The 18,412-nt window shown below is 36.2% G+C and carries 19 protein-coding genes; 7 read left to right on the forward strand and 12 right to left on the reverse strand.

The annotated features are described in order from the left end of the window. Positions 1-79 precede the first annotated feature (79 nt). Both ACGLXV_RS01685 and ACGLXV_RS01690 read left to right on the forward strand, forming a co-directional pair. A complete protein-coding gene (locus ACGLXV_RS01685) occupies positions 80-2,008 on the forward strand; it encodes a beta-propeller domain-containing protein (RefSeq protein WP_391557249.1) in 1,929 nt (642 codons plus the stop codon). Between the two features lie 113 nt (positions 2,009-2,121). Continuing rightward, positions 2,122-3,840: an ABC transporter ATP-binding protein gene (locus ACGLXV_RS01690; protein WP_391557250.1), complete on the forward strand. Its 1,719-nt coding sequence runs from the start codon at positions 2,122-2,124 to the stop codon at positions 3,838-3,840. Positions 3,841-3,886: 46 nt separating this feature from the next. On the opposite strand, the gene ACGLXV_RS01695 is transcribed toward ACGLXV_RS01690, so the two are convergent. After that, positions 3,887-4,123, reverse strand: a complete 237-nt coding sequence (locus ACGLXV_RS01695) for a helix-turn-helix domain-containing protein (protein ID WP_119708758.1) — start codon at positions 4,121-4,123, stop codon at positions 3,887-3,889. A gap of 220 nt (positions 4,124-4,343) precedes the next feature. Between ACGLXV_RS01695 and ACGLXV_RS01700 the strand changes: the two genes are divergently transcribed. Next, complete coding sequence (locus ACGLXV_RS01700; RefSeq protein WP_391557251.1) at positions 4,344-5,201, forward strand: carbon-nitrogen hydrolase family protein; 858 nt, start codon at positions 4,344-4,346, stop codon at positions 5,199-5,201. A gap of 23 nt (positions 5,202-5,224) precedes the next feature. Beyond that, positions 5,225-5,896 (forward strand): GNAT family N-acetyltransferase, encoded by a 672-nt coding sequence (locus tag ACGLXV_RS01705; protein WP_119708756.1) that lies wholly within the window; start codon positions 5,225-5,227, stop codon positions 5,894-5,896. A 20-nt stretch (positions 5,897-5,916) separates the two neighbouring features. Here ACGLXV_RS01705 and ACGLXV_RS01710 read toward each other — a convergent pair whose 3' ends face one another. Both ACGLXV_RS01710 and ACGLXV_RS01715 read right to left on the reverse strand, forming a co-directional pair. After that, positions 5,917-7,386, reverse strand: a complete 1,470-nt coding sequence (locus ACGLXV_RS01710) for a metallophosphoesterase family protein (protein ID WP_391557252.1) — start codon at positions 7,384-7,386, stop codon at positions 5,917-5,919. 504 nt (positions 7,387-7,890) lie between these two features. Then, complete coding sequence (locus ACGLXV_RS01715; RefSeq protein ID WP_391557253.1) at positions 7,891-8,520, reverse strand: LysE family translocator; 630 nt, start codon at positions 8,518-8,520, stop codon at positions 7,891-7,893. 186 nt (positions 8,521-8,706) lie between these two features. Between ACGLXV_RS01715 and ACGLXV_RS01720 the strand changes: the two genes are divergently transcribed. Further along, positions 8,707-8,919, forward strand: coding sequence for a hypothetical protein (locus ACGLXV_RS01720; protein WP_119708753.1), 213 nt, complete (start codon positions 8,707-8,709; stop codon positions 8,917-8,919). Positions 8,920-8,954: 35 nt separating this feature from the next. Here the strand turns inward: ACGLXV_RS01720 and qoxD are convergent, their stop codons facing one another. The 8 genes from qoxD to ACGLXV_RS01760 form a co-directional block, all read right to left on the reverse strand. Beyond that, positions 8,955-9,257, reverse strand: a complete 303-nt coding sequence (qoxD, locus tag ACGLXV_RS01725) for a cytochrome aa3 quinol oxidase subunit IV (RefSeq protein ID WP_119708752.1) — start codon at positions 9,255-9,257, stop codon at positions 8,955-8,957. After that, positions 9,258-9,863: a cytochrome aa3 quinol oxidase subunit III gene (gene qoxC / locus ACGLXV_RS01730; RefSeq protein ID WP_391557254.1), complete on the reverse strand. Its 606-nt coding sequence runs from the start codon at positions 9,861-9,863 to the stop codon at positions 9,258-9,260. After that, positions 9,853-11,829 (reverse strand): cytochrome aa3 quinol oxidase subunit I, encoded by a 1,977-nt coding sequence (qoxB, locus tag ACGLXV_RS01735; RefSeq protein WP_119708750.1) that lies wholly within the window; start codon positions 11,827-11,829, stop codon positions 9,853-9,855. Before qoxB ends, qoxC begins: the two co-directional genes overlap by 11 nt. Next, entirely contained in the window at positions 11,819-12,790 is a 972-nt protein-coding gene (gene qoxA / locus ACGLXV_RS01740; RefSeq protein WP_391557255.1) for a cytochrome aa3 quinol oxidase subunit II, read from the reverse strand. The genes qoxB and qoxA overlap by 11 nt, the downstream gene beginning before the upstream one ends. 401 nt (positions 12,791-13,191) lie before the next feature. Continuing rightward, positions 13,192-13,872 carry a DUF421 domain-containing protein gene (locus tag ACGLXV_RS01745; protein ID WP_391557256.1) on the reverse strand — a complete coding sequence of 227 codons (681 nt, stop codon included), beginning with the start codon at positions 13,870-13,872 and terminating at the stop codon, positions 13,192-13,194. Positions 13,873-13,914: 42 nt separating this feature from the next. Next, positions 13,915-14,700, reverse strand: a complete 786-nt coding sequence (locus ACGLXV_RS01750; protein ID WP_391557259.1) for a formate/nitrite transporter family protein — start codon at positions 14,698-14,700, stop codon at positions 13,915-13,917. A gap of 146 nt (positions 14,701-14,846) precedes the next feature. Continuing rightward, positions 14,847-15,029 (reverse strand): alpha/beta-type small acid-soluble spore protein, encoded by a 183-nt coding sequence (locus ACGLXV_RS01755; protein WP_119708747.1) that lies wholly within the window; start codon positions 15,027-15,029, stop codon positions 14,847-14,849. A 76-nt stretch (positions 15,030-15,105) separates the two neighbouring features. After that, positions 15,106-16,362 carry an ATP-binding protein gene (locus tag ACGLXV_RS01760; protein ID WP_391557260.1) on the reverse strand — a complete coding sequence of 419 codons (1,257 nt, stop codon included), beginning with the start codon at positions 16,360-16,362 and terminating at the stop codon, positions 15,106-15,108. 228 nt (positions 16,363-16,590) lie between these two features. On the opposite strand from ACGLXV_RS01760, the gene ACGLXV_RS01765 reads away from it, so the two are divergent. Both ACGLXV_RS01765 and pssA read left to right on the forward strand, forming a co-directional pair. Next, on the forward strand, positions 16,591-17,049 hold the full coding sequence (locus tag ACGLXV_RS01765; protein ID WP_391557257.1) for a BsuPI-related putative proteinase inhibitor: 459 nt from the start codon (positions 16,591-16,593) through the stop codon (positions 17,047-17,049). Between the two features lie 140 nt (positions 17,050-17,189). After that, positions 17,190-17,888, forward strand: coding sequence for a CDP-diacylglycerol--serine O-phosphatidyltransferase (gene pssA, locus ACGLXV_RS01770; protein ID WP_391557261.1), 699 nt, complete (start codon positions 17,190-17,192; stop codon positions 17,886-17,888). Positions 17,889-17,935: 47 nt separating this feature from the next. Here pssA and ACGLXV_RS01775 read toward each other — a convergent pair whose 3' ends face one another. Further along, positions 17,936-18,310: a nucleotide excision repair endonuclease gene (locus tag ACGLXV_RS01775; protein ID WP_119708743.1), complete on the reverse strand. Its 375-nt coding sequence runs from the start codon at positions 18,308-18,310 to the stop codon at positions 17,936-17,938. Positions 18,311-18,412 lie beyond the last annotated feature (102 nt).

The following is an 18,412-nucleotide window of genomic DNA, read 5'->3' on the forward strand; positions in this document are numbered from 1 at the left end:
CATATTTTGAATTTGTAACCTTTTTGTAACCATAGGAGTCCAATCATATAAAGAGTTGTTTTTCAGAAAGGTGGTTGCTATGAAAAGAAAATGGGTTATTGGACTCTCTATTCTACTTGGATTGTTATTGGCATCGATTGCCATTTACACAAAAGAAGCACGTCTTGCAGCAAAGTATGGATCAGGAAATGAACTCGAGGGTGAGATGGTTAACGGTACTCTTCCCGTTATCGAAGATAAAGCGCAGTTAAACAAGTATTTTTATCAAATTATTAAAGAAGAAAAACAAAATCAAAAGTTTTTTACTGCTATAAAAGAAGATAAAGCTTCAGAGGAATCCTCCATGGATAATGCTGCTTCTGACACAAGTTCAAAAGCAAGTGGCCAAGAGGTCTCAGGTACAAATGTTCAAGTTCAAGGAATTGATGAAGCAGATATTGTTAAAACAGACGGTGAATATATATATCAAGTAGTAGATGGTAGGGTAAATATTATTTCTGCCAAATCAGCTGAAAAAATGGAGCATGTGGCGTCCATACAATTTCAACAGACATTTTCTCCTTCACAATTGTTCTTGGATAAAGGCCAGTTATTAATAATCGGCTATAGTTATAGTTATGAGACTAATACAGCCGAAAAAAAAGTAGCGGCAGATAGTTTGTATGCACCTATGAATGAAATGACAAGGGCACTTGTTTACGATGTAAAGGATCCAACAAAGCCAATTTTAGAAAGAGAAATATCGCTGGAAGGATATCTTTCAAGTGCTAGAAAGATAGGGAGTAAGGTTTATTTAATAGCGAATCACTTTCCACAATATTGGTTATTGGAAGATGGGGATGAAGTTGATTTACGTCCAAGATACTCAGATTCTGTAAATAAAGAGGAAGCAACCTCTGTATCTTATGATGAAATTCAATATATTCCTGGATCAAAGGAAGCAAATTATACCACTATTGCTGCTTTTGACCTTGCTGAACCTTCCCAGGAAGCGAAAATTACTACTTATTTGGGGAGTGGAGGTCAGTTGTATATGTCGAAAGAGAACCTCTACTTAGCCCTTATGAACTGGAGATCAGCAGATGAGCGAGAGGAAGCGTTCACACCAAGGACAATGATATATAAATTTGGGATTAATCAGTTAGAGGTTACTTTTCAAGGCAGTACAGAGGTGGTTGGTACAGTTCTAAATCAATTCTCCATGGATGAACATAATGGTTATTTCCGGATAGCAACAACCGAAGGAGATAGTTGGGATGAAAGCAAGCCTTCCAAAAACCACTTGATCGTATTTGATAAAAATTTAAAACAGGTCGGTGCGCTTTCTGATCTTGCAAAAGGTGAAAGAATCTACTCAGCAAGGTTTATGGGGGATCGCATATACATTGTAACTTTTAAAGAAACAGATCCTTTATTTGTCATTGATGCTTCAGAGCCAAGTAATCCAACGATTCTTGGTGAACTAAAAATACCAGGATTCAGTAATTATCTGCATCCTTACGACGAGAATCATATTATTGGTTTTGGTTACGATACAAAACTAGTGACTATGGAGGGAGATAAGGAGCCTAGAGTATTAACAGAGGGTGTCAAACTTTCCTTATTTGATATAACCGATGTTAGCAATCCGAAAGAAAAGTTTACAGAGATCATAGGGGGCAGAGGGACGTATTCACCTTTAAACTATGATCATAAAGCTCTGCTATATAAAAGGGAAAATGGCCTCTTTGCTTTTCCGATTAATGTATATGAAAGTGTAAAAGGAAATGAATACGAGCAAAAATTTATTTTCCAAGGTGCTTATGTATATAATGTAAGCCTCGATAAAGGTTTCTCCTTGAAGTCAAAGATCTCTCATATGAAGGGGAAAGAACTGTATGAAGAATGGGATAATGAAATTCAACGTCTGGTATATATTGATAAACAACTTTATGCCCTATCTCATTCGAAAATAAGTTCATACAGTTTAGAAAACTATCAATTCATTTCAGAATTAGAATTAAATTAAATGTGAAGGGAGCTATTATGCTCTCTTTTTTCGTTGCTATGTCAATAGTCTTATTCTATAATAATTCGTATCTAGAAATAATATCCAAAAGTTATTGTATAAGGAGACGATCTATGATTCGCCGATTTTTTACTTATTATGGGCCGCATAAAAAATTGTTTACGATTGACTTTACTGCGGCTGTAATTGTTGCATTATTAGAGCTAGCTTTTCCGCTCGCTGTTCAATGGTTTATTGATTCCCTTTTGCCTAGTGGAAACTGGTCAATGATTCTTTCTGTCAGTTTAGGATTGCTAGCATTTTATATTATCTCGACTTTTTTACAGTACATCGTCAATTACTTAGGTCATATGCTAGGAATTAATATCGAGACAGATATGAGACAACAGCTGTTTACCCATGTTCAGAGACAGTCTTTCCGATTCTTTGATAATACAAAGACGGGTCATATCATGAGTAGAATAACAAACGATTTATTTGACCTTGGAGAGCTGGCACATCATGGACCAGAGGATATCTTTATTGCGTGTATGACATTTATTGGTGCGTTTTGGATTATGCTAACTATTAATGTCAAGCTGGCGCTGATTGCTGTGTTTATGGTGCCTCTATTAATCTGGTTAATTACATTTTGTAATCTTCGCATGAATAAAGCGTGGAGTAATATGTATAATGATATTGCAGATGTAAACTCAAGGGTAGAGGATAGTGTTTCAGGAGCAAGGGTTGTACAATCATTTACCAATGAAGCTTTTGAAATTAAACGATTTAAATCAAATAATGAACGCTTTCGTTTATCAAAACTATCTGCCTATAAAGTGATGTCTTTTAGTTTATCAGGCATTTATATGATGACTCGTTTCTTTGTGCTGATTGTGTTGGTTTATGGGGCATGGCTAAGCTTCTCAGGGGAACTAACGTATGGAGAGCTTGTAGGTTTTATTTTGTATGTGAATGTTCTATTTAAGCCAATTGATAAAATCAGTGCGATTATGGAGCTTTATCCAAAGGGAATGGCAGGGTTCAAACGCTTTTTGGAACTGATTGACACAACTCCAGATGTTTTGGATCAAAATGATGCTATTGAGATGGACGAATTAAAGGGAAATATTCGCTTCAAGGATGTGAATTTCCATTACGATAGCTCAAAATCCATTTTACAAGGTATTAATTTACAAATAAATAAAGGTGAAACGGTTGCATTCGTTGGTCCTTCAGGAGCTGGAAAAACAACGATTTGCTCACTTATTCCTCGTTTTTATGATGTAACGAGTGGGGCAATCTCTATAGACGGCATTGATATTCGATCCATGACGAAAAATTCTCTTCGATCTAATATCGGTATTGTGCAACAGGACGTGTTTCTTTTCACAGGTACAATACGAGAAAATATTGCTTATGGAAAATTACATGCCAGTCAGGAAGAAATTGAAGATGCAGCGAGACGAGCTCATCTTCAAGACTTTATTGCTTCATTGCCAAATGGATACGAGACACAAATAGGGGAAAGAGGCTTGAAGCTTTCAGGAGGACAAAAGCAACGACTCGCGATTGCTAGAATGTTCTTAAAGAATCCACCTATCTTAATTTTAGATGAAGCAACGTCAGCACTTGATACGGAAACGGAAATGATTATTCAAACAGCTCTATCTGAGCTTGCAAAAAATCGCACGACACTTATCATTGCCCACCGATTAGCAACGATTCGAAATGCCAATCGAATTGTCGTTGTTACAGAAGAAGGAATTGCTGAGCAAGGTACTCATGATGAATTAATTGAAAAAGGTGGATTATTTGCGAATCTGCACCAAGTACAATTTCAACAACAATAAAATAAAAACAGTGGCTTCTGGGAGGAAGCCACTGTTTATTTGTGTATTACATAAATGGAGGAAGACCGTTACCCATTTCCTTAACAATTAGTGATATGGATTCAATTTGCTTTTGATCGAGATCAAGTGCCTCTGCAATCTTATTTTCAAGATTTTTAGTAACATTGCGTTTTCCTAGTTCAACTAAGGCGATAAGTGAGTAGCTACAGTTAACAAGTTTTGCAAAGTCTCGTTGGGTCATGCTGTAGCTTTCTCTAATAAAACGAATGATTTGGCTGTCCATAGATTCACCTCTTCTTCTTTACGAAACTCCTAATCACCTATGTTTTTCTTGTATACACTGTCTTTATAAAACTATTAATAAATTAGCACTTTCATGAAGGTCTGTAAAGATACTTTTTATGATTTATAAATAATAACAATTAATAGAGCGTGAAAGTTGTGATTTTCTAAAATTTCATCCATACTATTTGATATATGATCAGTAAAGGAGCTGCTGCTTTTTGAAATATCGAGTGTCTGCTGTTCAATATCACTTACATACGATTTCATCATTTGAAGATTTTGCCGCTCAATGTGAGCACTACATAAAAACAGCACAGGAATTTGGTTCGGATTTTATACTCTTTCCGGAATTTTTTACAACCCAACTATTATCCATCGGTGATGAAAGTGGCAAAGCTTTATCCATAAATGACCTTCCTAAGTTTACAGAAAAATATATAGATTTATTCAAAAATTTTGCCTCAGAGACAGGAATGCATATCATTGGGGGAACGCATGTATTAGAGAGACAGGGTAAGCTCTTTAATGTTGCTCACCTGTTTTACCCAGATGGCCGTGTAGAAGAACAAGCGAAGCTTCATATTACTCCTACAGAAGTGGAAGAATGGAATATGTCTGCTGGGGATGGACTGCGAGTGTTTGATACAGATAAAGGTAGAATTGCGATGCTTACCTGCTATGATATAGAGTTTCCTGAGATCGTTCGAATGGCAAAAGCAAAAGGGGCTGATGTAATTTTTTGCCCGTCATGTACAGATGACCGTCACGGTTTTCATCGTGTACGCTATACAAGCCATGCAAGAGCCATTGAAAATCAAATCTATGTCGTACTTACTGGAACAGTGGGGTCCTTGCCGACAGTTGACTTTATGCGTGGCAATTTCGGTCAAGCGGTGGTTATCACACCAAATGATGTTCCGTTTCCACCACAAGGGATTATGGTTCAGGGGGAAATTAATGATGACATGATCGTTACCGCTGACCTTGATTTAGACCTTCTTTATGAAGTGAGGGAAAAGGGCTCAGTTACGACATGGCGCGATCGTAGAATAGATCTTTATACTGACTGGAAATAAATTTTTAATAAGGAGTGACAGGAATGGATTACGTTCGTATTACAAGCATTGAAGATCCTTTGTTTGTTAAAATGCATGAGTTAATGAAGGAAGTTTTCCCACCTGAAGAGGTGTTAGAGTTTGAATTATGGAAGGAGCCTTTAGAAGATCCAAGTATTCGTGTGTTTGTTGCGGTACATAACGGTGATGTGGTTGGTTCAACAGAATATCGTTACTATCCGAATTGGAACATTGCAATGACAGACTTTACAATTATTGGTCGCCAAGGTCTAAGTTTAGGACGCTTTCTAGCTCAAAACCGATTAAAGGACCTAACTGCATTAGCTAAAGAAAATGGGAAAGAACTGTTCGGAATGTTTGCTGAGATTTATGATCCTTATCAGCGCGGTGATTTCGAATTTGGTGGAGTAAAAGCAATGGATCCGTTTGTAAGAAGGGAAGTACTTTCCCATCTTGGATACAAAAAGTTAAACTTTACATATGTGCACCCATCTTGGAAAAATGATGGGGAAGCGGTAGCCGGTCTTGATTTATGCTTTATGCCATTAGATGATCAGCTTGGAGAGATTTCATCAGAGTTAGTGGTTGATTTTATTACGACTTATTACAGTGTGTTATCAAATAAACCTGCTCAGTGGGTACAAATGGTAGATGATCTGAAGAATAGAGAAACAATTGAGTTACTTCCCCTATAGTTAAAAAAAGGATGAAGCGGTTATGCTTCATCCTTTTTTGTTACAAGTGCTGTTAAAAGTTGATGATATGTTTGACCTGTCGTAAAAGATACTAAGCCTAGATTATTCGATAACTCGGTAATGCTCTTTTTATTTACATATAGGTAATGAATACTTTCAGCTAATGTTACTGCTTTGGTTTCAGCAATTGAATCGTAATGGAAATTTTGCTTCTCGTCACAAACACGCACAATCCAGTCTTCTGTTTGAAAAATGGTATAAAGAACAATGGCTGCTTTTAGTGCTAATCCAGAAACGCCTCTAAAGGTTTCATTTTTTAATGGGCTGCTTGTAAGTTGGAGTAGTTTGATTTCCTCTTGTTTACCGAATTGTGTCCATACTTCTATCGCAGATGCCATATGAGCATCTCCTGATAGAATTGTTATTTCAGAGGGATCCAATTTCATAAGCACTTCATAAAAATGATACACGCCTTTTCCGTTCATTCTCCATGCCTCTAAATCAAAGGAAGTGGTCACAGGTATCCCTTTATTTCTTAAAGGAGAAATATACTTTTCAAGGAAAGATTCGATTACCTCCATGCCATACAGTGGGGCAGGGGAAACGATGACTAATGGATCTTTCTTCCGCCAACCACTTTCAAGTAATTTGGTTGTAGCAAAAGTCCAGCCTTTTTCATTGACTAGTTCAGGGCCAGAAGTAGAAGGAGGTATCCACCTATTTGACTGATTCTTATAATAACTCCATTCTCGGCTTGTACGTGTATCTAAACATAACACTTTTGGTTTAGTAGGTGCAATGTATGTCCATGGTCCAAAACCAATTATTGAGTTGATCCAGCTTTTATAAGTGTGTAAATTGAAGGGGTTGTTCTTTACATACTCAGTTAAAGGGAGGAAGAAGTCACTTGAAAAACGAGAGGGGTCATTTCCCCAGCCTTGGAAGGCAAAGTAGGCTGTTAAGGCATTGGCAAGGACATGTTTTCCAAGTGGAGAGTTCTCCACATTTTCCTTCCATTTTTTCGTTATATTCCAATCATCTGTAATATCGTGATCATCACATATCATATACGTTGGTATATTTGCTAGTAGTCTTTGAGTTGAAAATGTAGAGTTTGCAAAGCTTATAATGTCTGCATTATTGGAGGTATTACTTAATTGAGGCAGAATATCCTTCCAGAGGACTGGACCAAAGCTTAACAAATACATAGTTGAATATTCTCCGAGAGTAAATAAGTGATTACTAGATTTTCTTGACGTAAATTTACAAACGTATTTAGAAATCTGTTTTCTATTAGTGTAGTTTGTTATTCGTTCATCTATAGCAGGTAAGTCTTCCTCGTATCCCATCAATGTCCCTGCGATTTTGCGTATAAATGGAAAGAGATGTTCTGAAACATCATCGGCATAAATTTGGTCACCCGTTAAAAAAAGAGCTGCTGGACGTTTTGTAGGATATAATTGATGTTTTTCCAGTAGTTTATCTCCCATAAGAAGGCAATCCTCGCCCTTTCCATGTATTTTTCTGCATGAGCCATACAAGAACGAGGAGGATTCCGTGCTTTTTATAAAAAAGGACGGGTATTTTAAAGAAGAATAAACGATCCGAGAAGGACTTTTATGATCTAAATATCCTAGCTGTTGTAAGTCAAATGTATGGTTGCCCTTTGAAAAAAATAAATTATAGCCTAATAATTGATCGGTGGGGAAGACGTTTTTTAATGGATTGATTGTTATTAGGTGTATATAAAGTTGTTTTCCTAATCGAAGTTTGTGGTTTTTAACTGAAATGGGAAGGATTTTATGATTTTGATCAATGATATAAAGGCTTGCTGTTATTTCATAGTTCTTAGAGGTTGCTAGCCAAATGTTAATTTGATATTCATCTACTCTTCTCAAAATCGGACCGGATAAAATAGGAGGAAATTTCAAGTGATTCACCGTCCTTCCTAATGGTTAATTTCCTTTGAATCCTCATTTCGAAATCATATGTAGTTACTCCTGAAAAAATAATACCTTTATCCCTTGGAACGCAAAATAAAGACCGAACCCTAATAACGATACTCCTGAGAGGATAGAGGTGAAAATGATGTACTTCAAACTTAGCCACTTCCGAAAAAGGCTAGTAAGACCAGCAACAAATACATCCCATAGAGCAAGTCCGAGAAATATCATGGAACTATACAGAAGTAAATCAGTTGTTCCGAAGCTTGATGCTGTTTTTGCCAGGACCGATCCGTAAATACCAAGCCAAAACAAAATAGAAAGAGGGCTTGAAATAGACATGATAAATCCAATCAGAAAGCAACGAAAAATGGATTCGTTATTGCGCTGATAGTCAAAGGTGAACTTGTTAGCAGTCACAATACTTTCAATCCCGCTATAAATAAGAATAAATCCTCCAAAAAGCCATAAAAAAACCTGGATTAATGGATTGTCAAGAAAATGTACAATGCCCATATACACGGTTAACATAAATATTCCATCTGCAATCATCGAACCAGCTCCAACAGCCCATGAATGCCAAAACCCATTTTTTAAACCTTTATCTAATCTTGCTGCATTTACAGGTCCAATCGGGGCAGCCAGTGTTAAGCCAAGAACGATATAACTTAGGTAAATCACATGATCACTCCACTCACTAGGATTGTCCAAATGGGATAACTTGTACATCTTATGCGAGTGAAGGGGAAAAACATTCATAAGAATGTAATTATTAAGTAAGACAAGGCTTAAATGTGTCTAATTTTCAAAAAATATTTGACAAATTTGTGAACTTTATTAAAATATAAATAAAGGGGATGAAATAATATGAATGAAATGCAACGTAGAGCGTTAGGTCCAATTAGTACCATTGCAAAATTTGGATTAGTATTAGGGGCATTGTTATTTTTATACAGCTTTTTTGAAAGCGGTATCACAATGAGTTATACACTTTCTATTAGCATTAGTATTATGGCTTCATCCATGTTAGTGTTCGGTTTTGGTTTATTTATTTCCTTGATGGGGGAAGTTCGCAAATAAAAAATCCGGCTCAATAGCCGGATTTTTTATTTTTATTAATGAGCAGCATGCCCTGATGTTAACACCCAGATAGAACCAACAACAATAACAACTGCACAAAATACCATAAACGCGATATTTATGATATTTACTTTGCCGTCTTCTCCTTCTGTCATATGCATAAACATAAACAATTGAAGACCAGCTTGAATGATAGCAAGCGATCCAATAATCCACATGACAATCGTAAAGGACAATTTCATCTCAAGTGCTACCCATGCAGCAACGAATGTGAGTACTAGTGACAATACGAATCCAAAGACGTGAGCTAGCGGAAAACGTTCTGTACTTTTTTCCATCTATAACACCATCCCTTTTAAATAAACAAACGTGAAGATAAAGATCCAAACAACATCAAGGAAGTGCCAGTAAAGACCAATGATAAACGTCTTTCTAGCAGTAACAGGTGTTAATCCACGCTTGGCAATTTGAATGATAACCATCGTTGCCCAGAAAATCCCGAAGGTTACGTGAGCACCGTGTGTTCCTAAAAGGACAAACAAGCTAGAAAGAAAGGCACTAGTTTGCATGGTTGCACCTTCATGAACATAGTGAATAAACTCATTAATCTCCATGAATAGGAATCCTGCACCTAATAGCAGGGTTAATATAAGCCAACCAATTAAGCCCTTCTTATTGTTTCGACGCATTTCCCAAATGGCAACACCCATCGTAAAACTACTTGTTAAAAGTAGGACCGTCTGAATCATTACTTCTTTGATCATAAAAATATCTTGATGAGTTGGGCCACCTGCGTAGTTTTTATAAAGTACACCATAAACACTAAAGAGGGTAGCAAATAATACAATTTCGGCCCCGAGGAATATCCAGAACCCTAAAATATTCATACGGCTTTGTTCTGTTTGATATTCTAATGGGAGGGAAGTGTTCACATTAGCTGACATGATTATTCACCTTGCCTTCCATTTTTCTCCAAGCGCCTTCTGTCTTTTTAATTTCGTCTTTATGAATGTGGTAACCATCATTGTAATCAAATGAACGATAAATCAATCCTGCAATAATTAGTACAGCAGAAATTGCAGCTAATAAATGCCATTCAAATATGAGGAAGAACCCAACAATTCCGAAAGCGACGCACATTAAGAAAGGTAGACCAGAGTTGCTTGGCATATGAATTTCTTCTATTTCTTCGTCTTTTAATGTAAGACCTTCATTATTCTTTTTCATATACCAGAATACATCTAAAGATTTCACTTCTGGTAGTTTAGCAAAGTTATAATGTTGAACAGGTGAAGCTGTTGCCCATTCAAGTGTTCTAGCATCCCATGGGTCACTTGAAATGTTGCGGTCCGCATAACGAATGCTCCAATAAATATTGTAGCAGAACATTGCAAAACCAGCTGCTAGGATAACTGATCCGATTGCAGACAGTAAGAATAGAGGAGCAAATCCTGACTCAACAGAGAAGGTATAAGCACGTCTAACAGCTCCATTTAGACCTAGGAAGAACATTGGCATAAAGGTTACGTTAAATCCGATTACAAACAACCAGAAATGCCATTTTCCTAATTTTTCATTTAACATAAAACCAAACATTTTTGGCCACCAGTAGTAAAGTCCAGCGAATACTGCAAATACCACACCTGGAATTAATACATAGTGGAAGTGAGCAACTAAAAATAAAGTATTATGGTACTGATAATCAGCAGCACCCATCGCAAGCATAACACCTGTTACTCCACCAATAACAAAATTAGGAACAAATGCTAAAGACCAAAGCATAGCCGTAGTCATTTTAATTCGACCTTTACGCATCGTAAACAACCAGTTAAACATTTTTACACCCGTCGGAACGGCAATCATCATTGTTGTGATAGAGAAGAATGAGTTGACTAAAGCGCCAGATCCCATTGTGTAGAAATGGTGAACCCATACAAGCATACTTAGTACTGCAATGGCAACGATTGAAACGACCATCGATTTGTAACCGTATAGCTGTTTGCGAGAGAATGTCGAAATAATTTCAGAAAACATACCGAAAGCAGGGAGGATAACGATATATACTTCAGGGTGTCCCCATAACCAGAACAAGTTAGCCCAAAGCATGTCAGATCCACCAGCAGCTACTGTAAAGAAGTGTGTACCGTACAAGCGGTCAAATGTCATTAACGCAAGTGCAACCGTAAAAATCGGGAATGCGGCTACGATAATAACGGAAGTGATTAGCGTTGTCCATGTGAACATAGGCATTCTCATTAATGTCATGCCTTTTGTACGCATTTTTAAAATCGTTACGATAAAGTTAATACCAGTCATCAAAGTTCCTAGACCAGCAATCTGTAATGAGATTGCGTAGTAGTTATTCCCGATTCCTGGGCTGAATTCTTTACCTGCAAGAGGGAAGTAAGAAGTCCATCCTGCATCTGGAGCACCACCTACAACGAATGCGATATTAAACAGCATCGCACCGCTGAAGAATAACCAGAAACTTAATGCATTCAGCTGAGGGAACGCTACGTCTCTTGCTCCAATTTGAAGCGGAATAACAACGTTCATTAAACCAATTAAGAATGGCATGGCCATGAATAAAATCATGATAACACCATGAGCCGTAAATACTTCATTATAATGCTGTGCGTCTAGAATGCTCATTTCTGGACGAGATGTTTGAGCTTTCATCATTAGTCCATCCATACCGCCACGGAAGAACATAAGAACAGCGGCTACGATATACATTATTCCGATACGTTTATGGTCAACGGTAGTGATCCATTCACGCCATAGCCATTTCCATTTTTTCAGATACGTAAGACCACCAATAATTCCTAGAGAAGTTAATAAAATAGCAATCTGTGAACCTAGGATAATTGGATCTCCCGTAATCAGAATTTCATCCCACTTAATGCCCACTATGGTCACCTCCATGGTCTTCCTCATTATTTTCTACATCAGTAGTATCTTTTTCATCTTCCTGGTCAAAAATCTTTCCTTGGTACCCGTGGTAACGATAGTCTTCAGGGTCTGTCACAAGCTCAGAATCGTGATCCGCATGGTTGATCCAAGCTAAGTGTGTGTTGGAATAAGTTAAACGACCAAGATGTGTAGGTTTCAGTAGTTCCATGTACTTTTCTTCTGTAAGCTCTGGAGCTGTTTCTTTTACTTCTTTTACCCATGCATCATACTCTTCATCGGTCTGAGCAAGTACTTCAAATTCCATTTGAGCGTATCCGCGTCCGTTGAAGTTTGTGTTTCTACCCATATATGAACCAGGATTGTCAGCAACTAAATATAGTTCCGTTTCCATTTTATTCATTGAGTATTTTTGTCCACCTAGAGCTGGTACCCAGAAAGATTGCATCGTTCCAGCCGATGTTAATTTAAACAGGACAGGAGTATCTTCTGGAATGTTCACGTAGTTAATTGTTTCAATTCCTTCTTCTGGATAAGAGAATATCCATTTCCAGTCTGCAGAGGTTACGTGAATAACGATCGGTTCTTTCTCCTCATACCCTGCAGGAACATCTTCTAAGTCATACAATGTTGTAACTGTAGGAATCGTTAAAGCGATAACGATCAAAATAGGAATAGCTGTCCAGACGATTTCTAATACGGTGCTACCGTGTTCTTCTGGCGGCTCATAACCCATGTTTTCTGGCTTTTCTCTATATTTCCAAACAATATAGCCAAATAAGCCAAATACGACAACTACTACTAAAAGCATCCACATTAAAGACCAATTAATTAACTCCATGATACTTCTAGCTACTGGCCCTTGAGGCTGAAATACAACCATTTCACAACCGCTTAAAAATAATAATGGTACGGCTGTTACAAGGGATAGAAATAGCATTTTCAACTTCAATTGTTTCATCTCCTTCTTATATGAAATCAGGTTTGTGTTTTGTTTCACAAGGAAAATTAGAGTTTACCACAAAAAGATATTTTTGCATAACAAAATGTTCGTTTTTTCACAATGACATTTTGTCAGTTGTTCTTACGGTAAAATTCTATCTACTTCCTAATTACCACTATGTAGATGATAATAACATGTTAAATGAGATTAATTTGTGACAAAAATAGTAAGGAAAATAATGTTAGGGTGAATAAATGAGGGGGAATGTTGATATATCAAGGGTTTTTTAGTATATCTTTATCCGTTGTAAATTTCGACAATTTTGTGACATGATGTCACAATTCATTCATATTTAGAGGAAAACGATTACATAAAATAGGGTGTGGACAAAATTAAAATCAGGCACCTTTTTGCCTGATTTATTTATAAGGCAAGATAAAGAGTTCCTGATTTTTTTTCCACTCAGCATATAAAACCTTATCATACGTGTGAAAGTTTTGTTTCAATAGTTCGTTTTTTAACCACTGTTCATTTAGTCCAGCTTCTTGGAGATTTCCATACAGAACTTCTCCATCAAGTATTAACGTCGTAGGAATGGAAGCTTCCTCAGCTTGAATGTTTAAATCATCTAAAGTGGGTGGTCTATTCTGAGATTTCGGAAGTACACTAACAATTCCATTTGTCTCAAGGATTGCATACTCAACTTCTTGTAGAGAAAAATACCCTTGTTGACGAACTAAACTTTGCAATTGATTTATGTCGAGTTTAGCCTTTTTTAACGTTTCATATTTTATTATTCCATTCCGAATAACGATATTTGGTTCACCTTCAAGTGCTTTTCTAGTCTTTTTAAATTTCTGAGTGATAATTTCGACTCCATAAATTAAACCACCCCAAACAATCGTGCTGAATACGATTTCCACCCAGGTTGTTTCATGGTCATAAACGGCGTTGCCAATTAATTCACCTAGTATAAGAGCGGAAATAAAATCAAACGGTGTGATTTGTGATAGTTGAGTTTTCCCAAGCGCTTTTGCTAATATAAATAGCATAAAAAACCCTAGTATTAATTCTGATGCAACAGTTAAATAATGTGTCATATCAAATAACTCCTATTCAAACAGTAGGGGATTTTCTTATTATTAATGCTCATCATCAAGAAAAGGAAGGTTAACGTAATAATACATGGCCCCCATGAGGATACTACCTCCAATGAGATTGCCGATGGTCACCGGAATGAGATTATGAATGACTCCTGAAAAAGAGATCGTTCCAGGGTGGTTAAGAACAAGTGCGATAGCAAAGGTACACATATTAGCAATACTGTGTTCATATCCAGAGATGAAGAAGCAAAAAACAAATAGTATCATTACAAATAGCTTTGCACCATTCTCTTTCATTCCCATAGGAATAAAGAAAGCTAAACAAACAAGCCAGTTACAAAGAATAGCTCTAAAGAAAAGTTCCATTGTTGGAACATGCATCTTTTTCTCAACAACACTTAACAGAAAACTATTTACCGAAGTCTCCGCAAATAAACCTGTCACATAAATCAATAATGCAAATGCTGTTGCACCTAATATATTTCCTATGTAACTTAACCCCCAAAGCCGCCAAACATGATTCCAGCTCATTTTTTTCCTTAGTGCTGTGTAAGTAAAATAAAAGGTGTTACCTGTAAATAAATCCCCACCACCATAGGCAATTAGGATAATAGCTGCTCCGAATGTAAAAGCTGCCATTGGATATGCAACAGGAGAATGCTCATTGTAAAAATAGCCACCTGTTTTAAAGGCAACAATTACTCCAAACCCAATAAACATACTTGCAAGCATACTACGTAATAGATAACGAAGGATGCTTTGTTTATATGTTTTTAATTTTTTTAAGGCAAGCTTCTCAACTTCTAAAAGTGGGTAATTTTCCATCATTTCCTCCTGAACATCAAACTTCTCCAATAAAAGTTATTATTTCTAAATTTTGCGTGACTATGTACTATCATAACATTCTTAAAGTTTCATTATAAGTTAAAAAAAGAGAAGCTCAGGTATATTTTTCCTGAGCTTCTCATCGATTAAGATCGTAATTGTTGCTCTGCCATTTGGATGAGGCGTTTAGTCATTTCTCCTCCAACAGAGCCATTTGCACGTGCGGTTGTATCTGCACCAAGTTGAACTCCAAACTCATTGGCAATCTCTTCTTTCATCTGATTCAGTGCATTTTCTGACCCAGGTACCAATAGCTTGTTTCTACTCATGGCTATCCACTCCCGGCACAAGTTTTGAGCATGAATTATGCTCAAATATAGTTTGAGTTGATTATTCAAAAATATACTAAGATGTCATTAAATTTTCTACTTGTGAAGGAAAACTGGGTAAAAGAATGGTTGCCGTTGTGCCTTTATTTGGTTCACTACTGTAGGAAATATCTCCACCATGCTGCTCAATAATCTTAAAGCTAACGGTTAATCCTAGACCCGTTCCATTTTCTTTTGAACTATAAAAAGGCTCACCAAGACGTTTTTTCGCTTGCTCAGATATTCCTTCTCCACTATCAATCACACGAATAACTGTCATCCCATCAGAATTTACATCTAGTATGACATCCACTGTACCGCCGTTTCTAGACGCTTCAATAGCATTTTTAATAATATTAATGAGCAATTGTTTGATTTGATTTTCTTCACAATTGATGGTGGGAGACTGAACTTTATAGAAGTTTATATTTACATTCACCATATTTGCTTGCGTTTCTAATAAGGAAATCACATGTTCAATCGTGTTACTAACATCAGTTTTTGAAAAATTTACTTTTTGAGGCTTTGCTAAAAGCAAGAGCTCACTAACGATTTCATTTATTCTTTCTAGTTCACTGAGCATAATTTCGTAATATCTGTCGTTTTTCTGATCAGAAGGACGAATAAATTGAACAAAGCCCTTAAGAGAAGTTAGTGGGTTTCGTATTTCATGTGCAACACTAGCAGCTAGTTCCCCAATTACAGAAAGTTTTTCCGAACGTACTAATCTTTCTTCAGCCAGCTTTTTTTCTGTAATATCTCTTCCAATAACTACTAGACCTTTTCTCGAGCCATCTTCATAAAAGAGGGGATGTTTAATGGTGTCAAATGTTTTTGTCCCTCCATCAGGAAGAGTGATGACTTCTTCACATCTAGTAACCGTTCGGCTTTCCCATGCGATACGGTCTGAATATTCTTCACAATAAATGAGAGCATCACGATAAAACTCAGTGTATTCAGCCAACTCTGTGTCCGTTTTTCCTTTATAATCCACATGTTCTAATTGAAAAAGTTCAAGTCCGAAGCTATTGGTTTTTAGCCAACGCCCTTCTCCATCTTTAAAACAAACAAAGTCAACCATTGAGTTAATCAATGTTGATAATTGTTGTTCCTCTTTTTCTACCGTTTTTAATTTATGGCTTTTCTTAACAATTAAAAAGAAAAAGAAAAAATTAAAAATAACAAATAGAATATCTTTTATAAGGTGTGAAAACTTATTAGAAGTAACATCACCTGTAATATATACAGAAGTTAAAATATAAATTAAACAAAAAAAGATATAGACAATAACCATTTTTTTCAATGAGTGTTCTCCTGTTCTTCCTATATACAAAATAGTAAAAAAGTACCAATAAAATTTCATGATAGTTCTATTTGTAAAAGTACCATGTTTTTTTCAAAAAAGGAAGAGGAATACAGAGAATCAAGTTACAGATAATTTTATTCTTACTGTGTTAGTTTGTAACTTCAATCCAAATTAAACGACTAATAAGGTAAAAGGATTACAAAATGAGGTGTTTATGTGAAGAAAATCTTTGTGTTCATAATAGCAATTTTTATTTTAGGTGGGTGTGGTGCTGAAAGGGAAGCAGAACCGGTATTATCATCAGGTAAAGAGGAGGAAAATATGGATACAGTTCAAGGAGAAGTAGTTTCAATGCTTTATGAAGTTAGTCCTCTATTGTTTCAGTATCATGTGAAAAATGAATCAGGCAAGGAAATTACACTCGATTTTACTTCCTCTCAAAGGTTTGATTATTCAATAGTAAATTCAAACGGAGAAGAGGTGTTCTTATTTTCAAGTGTCAGCTCTTTTTTACAAGTGGTAGGAAAAGAGGTACTCGCTCCAGGAGACCAACTATCTTATGACATTAACGTGAAGGATGTTGAGTTAAGTAAAGGAAAATATACGTTAAATGCTTGGATGACACCAAGGACTGGTAAGGTGTATAGTTCGTCAATTGAATTCTCAGTTGAATAAATGGCCTTGTTTGTAGAAATGCCTAACTTCCAATATGAGATGTTAGGCATTATCTTTTATAGCCGCTAGGAATAGAAGAAGAAAATGGTATAATAGGTTCGTAATGTATTTAAAGGCTCAAAAGGAGGTTGAAGGAGCTAGTGCGGTTTACAAAAAGTATTCCTAATATGTTTACATTAGGAAATTTATTTTGCGGCTTTTTATCCATCGGTTTTGCAGCGGAAGGTGAATATAATAATGCTGCCATTTTAATACTAATTGGAATGATGTTAGATAGTATGGATGGTCGCTTAGCGAGAATGCTTAAGGCAGATAGCTCACTGGGAAAAGAGCTGGACTCATTAGCAGATATTGTTACGTTTGGAGTCGCTCCGTCATTTTTAGTGTATTATACATATTTAAATCAACTTGGTAAGTTAGGGATTATGGTTGCTGGTTTATTCCCATTGTTTGGTGCTTATCGACTAGCCAGATTTAATATAAGCAGCTCTAAATCTAGCTTAAATTATTTTATAGGTGTACCAATTACTGCAGCTGGTGGAATTTTGGCCTTATTAACGCTATTTGGTAATTATATACCGAACGTAATAACAACCGTTGTATTTACAGGATTATGTTTCTTAATGGTAAGCCGGATAAGAATACCAAGTTTTAAGGAAATTCCTTTACCGAAATACGGGACGATTGTTACTCTCTTTATCGGGTGTTTGTTATTTGTTATCTATAAAGGTACATATAAGCAATTCCCTTATTTAATCTACATAGCAACTCCGCTTTACATCGCATATTTAGCCTATCGCTTTGTAAAAAAGAAAAATAATAAAGAAGAACTGGAGTAGAAAAACCCCTTCATTTTTTAGAAATGAAGGGGTTTGATTTGCTTATTTTACTTAAAGAAAACTTTATCAATATTATATTTTGCCTGTTCTGTATTGATAATATATGTTTCATAAATTTCTCTTTCCATCGCATCTTCAACAGTGATAACAGCAATTTTGTATACTTCATCCCGATGTTTTTTAATAGGAGAAACTTGATCCTCAAAATGCTTTTTCACTCTTGGGCGAAGCTTCCTTGCTTTACCAACAAACAGTAAATCATCGCTTGCATTAAAGAAAAGGATTATTCCGCCTTTATCTCTTGGGATTTTGTGATAATCGGTAAAACCGTATTCGCTGCTTATTACTGCTTCAACTGGCTCTCCAACTTGTCGCTTCTTAGTAATTACGACATCTGGATTAGGTATTTCAATTTTTATCATATGTATTCACTTCCTATTCTCCATTGATACTATCATTATTATAGGTAAAAATCTACTTTGTAATTACTAATCGTTGTGAGTATTATCACCAATTAATCAAAA

Source organism: Robertmurraya sp. (assembly GCF_036676585.1).
In the GTDB taxonomy this organism is placed as follows: Bacteria; Bacillota; Bacilli; order Bacillales; family Cytobacillaceae; genus Robertmurraya_A.

Coding starts and splice junctions, on each gene's coding strand:
- ACGLXV_RS01685 (WP_391557249.1), top strand. CDS start 80: ATGAAAAGAAAATGGGTTATTGGACTCTCTATTCTACTTGGATTGTTA.
- ACGLXV_RS01690 (WP_391557250.1), top strand. CDS start 2,122: ATGATTCGCCGATTTTTTACTTATTATGGGCCGCATAAAAAATTGTTT.
- ACGLXV_RS01695 (WP_119708758.1), bottom strand. CDS start 4,123: ATGGACAGCCAAATCATTCGTTTTATTAGAGAAAGCTACAGCATGACC.
- ACGLXV_RS01705 (WP_119708756.1), top strand. CDS start 5,225: ATGGATTACGTTCGTATTACAAGCATTGAAGATCCTTTGTTTGTTAAA.
- ACGLXV_RS01710 (WP_391557252.1), bottom strand. CDS start 7,386: ATGGGAGATAAACTACTGGAAAAACATCAATTATATCCTACAAAACGT.
- ACGLXV_RS01720 (WP_119708753.1), top strand. CDS start 8,707: ATGAATGAAATGCAACGTAGAGCGTTAGGTCCAATTAGTACCATTGCA.
- qoxD (WP_119708752.1), bottom strand. CDS start 9,257: ATGGAAAAAAGTACAGAACGTTTTCCGCTAGCTCACGTCTTTGGATTC.
- qoxC (WP_391557254.1), bottom strand. CDS start 9,863: ATGTCAGCTAATGTGAACACTTCCCTCCCATTAGAATATCAAACAGAA.
- qoxA (WP_391557255.1), bottom strand. CDS start 12,790: ATGAAACAATTGAAGTTGAAAATGCTATTTCTATCCCTTGTAACAGCC.
- ACGLXV_RS01745 (WP_391557256.1), bottom strand. CDS start 13,872: ATGACACATTATTTAACTGTTGCATCAGAATTAATACTAGGGTTTTTT.
- ACGLXV_RS01750 (WP_391557259.1), bottom strand. CDS start 14,700: ATGGAAAATTACCCACTTTTAGAAGTTGAGAAGCTTGCCTTAAAAAAA.
- ACGLXV_RS01755 (WP_119708747.1), bottom strand. CDS start 15,029: ATGAGTAGAAACAAGCTATTGGTACCTGGGTCAGAAAATGCACTGAAT.
- ACGLXV_RS01760 (WP_391557260.1), bottom strand. CDS start 16,362: ATGGTTATTGTCTATATCTTTTTTTGTTTAATTTATATTTTAACTTCT.
- ACGLXV_RS01775 (WP_119708743.1), bottom strand. CDS start 18,310: ATGATAAAAATTGAAATACCTAATCCAGATGTCGTAATTACTAAGAAG.